Below are 5199 nucleotides of genomic sequence, written 5' to 3'. Positions count from 1 at the left end.
TGAGATGCATAGAATGAGTTGAAATTGATTGACCTTAAAAACTAAATATTAAATAAAGATAGGAATGAAGGCTGATAAGTTTCTAAAACTACTTTATGAAGAAAGAATAAAACGGACTTAGAATTATTTATAATTGGAGATTACTTACAGGTTAGGACATGAAACGAAACAGAAAAATACATATCAGTATGCATATTTATTTCCGTCGCAAATTACTGTATGCAACACAAAGTCACCGTATTTTAAAGTACTGGTTTGCATTATACTGTATTTTGGGGAAGTTCTCAAGAAGTACACTATATCAAACTCTGTAAAATTTCTGAGAGAAGTTATAAATCGAATATTATATTATTTTTTTACTTTATGCGATATAATGGATTAAAGGGGTGTTAGTATGGATCATTATATGGTAATTTCCAATGATATTAGCCCCTAATTTTATAAAAAGGAGACCTAATTTTGCGGAATAATCATATCGAAGAGATGAAACAAGGATTTGAAACGGCATGCATTAATCTTGAAGTCAATTCTAACTTAGCCTACAAACCTCAGTTTGTCTCCAATAATTATAAAGAGGGGAGAAAAGTATTATCTTCCATAGAAAATGAATTACTAAGGTGTGACGAATTTTTTATTAGTGTGGCATTTATTACAATGAGTGGTCTTACTCCACTTTTGCAGACGTTAAAGGTACTAGAAGAAAAGAAAATACCGGGAAAGATTCTGACAACAGATTACTTGAATTTTACCGAACCTAAGGCCTTAAAGAAGATTGCAAGCCTTTCTAATATTGAGCTTAAGATGTATCAATCCAATGAGGCGGGAGAGGGATTTCATACAAAAGGTTATATTTTTAGAGAAGAGGAAATATATCGTATTATAGTTGGTAGTTCTAATGTAACTATGGGCGCGCTAACGAAGAATAAGGAATGGAATACTCAAATTATTTCTACGGAACAAGGAGAATATGCGAATCGGATTCTTGAGGAATTTAATGATTTGTGGAGTTCTACTTCATCGAGATCATTTGAAGAGTTTATCGAGCAATATGAAATAAACTATGAATTAATTAAAAAACAGAAAGTAATTGCTAAACAAGCAGAAGTTACCTCAATTGAACAATATAAATTACAACCGAATAAGATGCAGGTTGCATTTATTGCAAATTTACGTAAGATATGTATGGAAGGTAAGGATAAGGCTCTTCTAATATCAGCTACAGGTACTGGAAAAACCTATGCGTCTGCATTTGCCCTTCGAGATATTAATCCTAAAAAGGCGTTGTTTCTTGTACATAGAGAACAGATTGCAAAACAGGCAATTAAAAGCTATAAGAGGGTGTTTGGTGATAGTAAGACATTTGGTTTACTTTCAGGTACATCAAAGGATTATGACGCAGACTATTTGTTTTCTACTATGCAGATGATGGCAAAGCAGGATACTCTAGATCGATTTTCAAAAGATGAGTTTGATACCATAATTATTGATGAGGTGCATAGAGCCGGAGCTGATAGTTATAAGAGAATCATGGAATATTTTACGCCGAGTTTTTGGCTTGGTATGACAGCGAGTCCAGATCGTACTGATGGTTTTGATATATATGAATTATTTGATCACAATATTGTATATGAAATACGTTTGCAACAGGCATTGGAAGAAAATTTATTATGTCCATTCCACTACTTTGGCATTACAGATTTAGAAATAGATGGACAAACATTCGATGATACTACTGGAGTTCAAAATTTTAATAACCTAGTTTGCGAGGAACGAGTGAATTATATTATTGAAAAGATGAACTTCTACAGCTATTGCGGGGATAGAGTCAAAGGATTAGTATTCTGTAGTAGGAAAGACGAAGCGAGAGAGCTTTCTAAAAAGTTTAATATACATGGATATCGGACGGATTTCTTAAGTGGAGATGATTCACAGGAACGAAGAGAAGAGTGCATTGAACGATTAACTAACGATGATGGAGACGACCAACTAGATTATATATTTACAGTAGATATATTTAACGAGGGTGTGGATATACCTGAGATTAACCAGGTTATTATGCTTAGACCAACGCAGAGTCCTATTGTATTTATTCAGCAGTTAGGAAGAGGTTTGCGTAAAGCGGATAATAAGGAATACGTTGTTATCTTAGATTTTATAGGCAATTATATGAATAATTTTATGATTCCTATAGCATTGTCGGGTGACCGTAGCTATAATAAAGATACGATACGAAGATATGTTATGGAAGGAGCAAGGATTCTACCTGGTAGCTCTACGATTCATTTTGATGAAATATCAAAGAAAAGAATTTTTTCTTCAATTGACAGTGCTAAAACGAATACTATTCAACTTCTAAAAGCGGAATATCAAAGCCTAAAGAATAAATTAGGGTATATTCCAAATTACGAGGACTTTGAAGAATATGGAGCTATTGATATGATACTATTTTTTGAAAACAATAGTTTAGGATCGTATCATGAATTCCTAAAGAAATATGAAGATGATTATCATATTACCTTTTCAAAAGTCCAAGAGGAAATGCTAATATTTGTATCCGATAAGATTGCAAAAGGTAAAAGATTAGAAGAATTATCACTCTTAAAAAGACTACTAGCGTATCATACAGGTTTATCGAATAATAAGCTTATGGATTGGTTTAAAGTAAATCGTAATTCAAATGCACTTAAAGTATTAACAAACGAGTTTGTTACTAGTGAAATAAATAAGAAAAAATATGCAAGAAGTGTATTCGTAAAGCTAGAAGATGGTTTGTTAGAGCCATCAAAAACTTTTCAAGAGGAATTAATGGATCCGAACTTTAAGAAGAGTCTTAATGATCTGATCGATTTTGGTATTCGTAGGAATCAGACATATTATTCTAATCGATATAAAAACACAAATTTTGTATTGTACCAAAAATATACGTATGAAGATGTATGTAGATTATTAAATTGGGATACTAATGTTGTGGCTCAAAATATTGGTGGTTATAAATATGATGAAGAAACCAATACATTTCCAGTGTTTATTAATTATAATAAAGATGAATCTATAAATGCTAGTATACGATATGAGGATCGCTTTGTTAATCAAAGTACAATCATCGCTTTGTCTAAGCAACCAAGAACCATACAATCAAAAGATGTACAACAAATTATACATGCAAAAGAAAATGGGACAAAGATCTATCTATTTGTTAGAAAGAATAAAGATGATAATATTTCAAAAGAATTTTACTTTTTAGGAGAAATTGAACCAACTGGAGAATTGAAGCCGATTGTCATGAAAGATACAGATAAGAATGCAGTAGAGATTACGTATCATTTAGAGACACCGGTGCGTGAAGATATTTATGAATATATTAACTCATAAATAGAGTAGATATTCTATAGGTTTGTGATTGACATAGATTATAAGCCATATATCTGTTAGGAATAGAGAGAAGACAATGATCTACGACTAAGTTCAAACGCCATAAAGTGAGGTAAGCAGATGAAAACAATTGAAGTTGTTGCAGCAGTAATACGAAATGGAGATAAGGTCTTTGCAACGCAACGAGGATACGGAGAATTTAAAGATGGCTGGGAGTTTCCAGGTGGAAAGATAGAAGAAGGAGAAACACCGAAGCAAGCTCTAATTCGTGAAATCAAAGAAGAACTCGATACCATTATTGAAGTAGGAGAGTTACTGGATACGGTGGAATATGATTACCCAGAATTCCATTTGACTATGCATTGTTTTCTATGCACAGTTAAATCAGGAGACTTAGTACTTAATGAACATAAATCGGCTAAGTGGCTAACTAAGGATACTCTAGATACCGTCGACTGGTTACCAGCGGATATAAGTTTGATTGATAAGATAAGAGAAGTACTTTAATAATTAATAAGATAGTAATTTCAGAGCCAACCATACTTGTAACCGGATAAAGTATGGTTGGTTTTTATTTACTTATAGAATTCATGCACTTGTATGTAAACTTTTTAAATAATTCAATATCTGATAATAAGCCTATTTTTAAATGTTCACAAGTATCTATAGCTAGTTGGAATCGCTCTAGTGTAATATCTTTTTTTTGTAATGCCTCCTCCAGCTCATCCATATCATCTTCAACTATTTTACCATTAGGGTATACTACCAAATCTAAATATAAGTCATCAAAGTAGGGGATACCATCAGCGTCCAGGCCTTGTCTACATATCATATCAATATACCATAAAAGGATTTCATTTTCGTTATTCATCATTGCTGTAATACAAAAATGCTCATCGCGTGGTAATATAGATAACCACTTATAGCCATTTTGGCAAACAACAATATCTTCACCGTTGAAATTCCAAATTTGTGGCGATGAAACTTCTTTGATGTCGATTAAGCTGACATATCCGTTAATAATATTATTATCAACTAATTCAATTGTCTGGTTCTTTGATAAAATACATTTCCACTCATCATAAGATAGCCTACTTTTCTTCATACTGGTCTCCCATAATAATTATAAATTTGTTCCATTATAGCAAATGATTAGTGGGAAATATAGTGAATAATGTTAATATCTTATTTGTTGGATAAAAGATTTTTTGTTTTTAAAGGAATATTACTATTGTGATTATTTTACATTTTATTCTTTACATATGTAATTTTTTGTTATATAATTAGTTTCTAAAAAAAATAGTAAATAATACCTATTCTTTCTGTGCGTCAAAGATGCATCTACCAAAGATATTCCGCTGTGAACAATATCATGAATAAATTCATGATTCTCGTTTCAATCGTTCTATTCTCGCTCATTTGGGCAGATACCACAATCTGTAATTTTAGTTTTAATAGTTTTGAAAACTTTAAAGTTAATATTTTTATTATAAATAGTTCTTTTATATATTCTGACTTTAAGAATCCATTTTAAATATCAGCATATTCATGAAGATAATTAGGCGCAAATAAGAATATTAGATGTTTTTGTTTTAACACTGGAAATACAAGTTAATAAATAGTGACAATAACTAATGATTAAACATCTAAGAATGGTTCTAATTATTATTAATTATGAGTGTATGTAATTATTTTCATTTGTTAAGAAGAGTAGTGAGAGAGAGAGACGATTAAAACTAGAAAGAGAAATCAAGCAATAGGGAATAAACAAAGGAATGGAATACCTCGATGAAAGATTATTCCTGGTAATGGTAAATGAGGTGTAGA

General features: G+C 31.4%; 3 protein-coding genes. 2 read left to right on the top strand and 1 reads right to left on the bottom strand.

All coding sequences use genetic code 11. The features are described 5' to 3' along the window. Window positions 1–459 precede the first annotated feature (459 nt). Complete coding sequence (locus tag ACW2QF_RS17380; RefSeq protein ID WP_455717281.1) at window positions 460–3372, top strand: DUF3427 domain-containing protein; 2913 nt, start codon at window positions 460–462, stop codon at window positions 3370–3372. A gap of 120 nt (window positions 3373–3492) precedes the next feature. Next, a complete protein-coding gene (gene mutT, locus ACW2QF_RS17375; protein ID WP_455717280.1) occupies window positions 3493–3879 on the top strand; it encodes an 8-oxo-dGTP diphosphatase MutT in 387 nt (128 codons plus the stop codon). 64 nt (window positions 3880–3943) lie between these two features. On the opposite strand, the gene ACW2QF_RS17370 is transcribed toward mutT, so the two are convergent. Further along, window positions 3944–4477, bottom strand: coding sequence for a DUF402 domain-containing protein (locus tag ACW2QF_RS17370; protein ID WP_455717278.1), 534 nt, complete (start codon window positions 4475–4477; stop codon window positions 3944–3946). Window positions 4478–5199: the final 722 nt, after the last annotated feature.

It is taken from the genome of Anaerosporobacter sp. (assembly GCF_965301125.1).
The sequence above is the reverse complement of the archived record's forward strand: the minus strand, read 5'-3'. Positions and strand labels throughout refer to the sequence as shown.

Excerpts from the sequence above, each read along its gene's own strand:
- mutT (WP_455717280.1), top strand. The coding sequence starts at position 3,493 with ATGAAAACAATTGAAGTTGTTGCAGCAGTAATACGAAATGGAGATAAG.
- ACW2QF_RS17370 (WP_455717278.1), bottom strand. The coding sequence starts at position 4,477 with ATGAAGAAAAGTAGGCTATCTTATGATGAGTGGAAATGTATTTTATCA.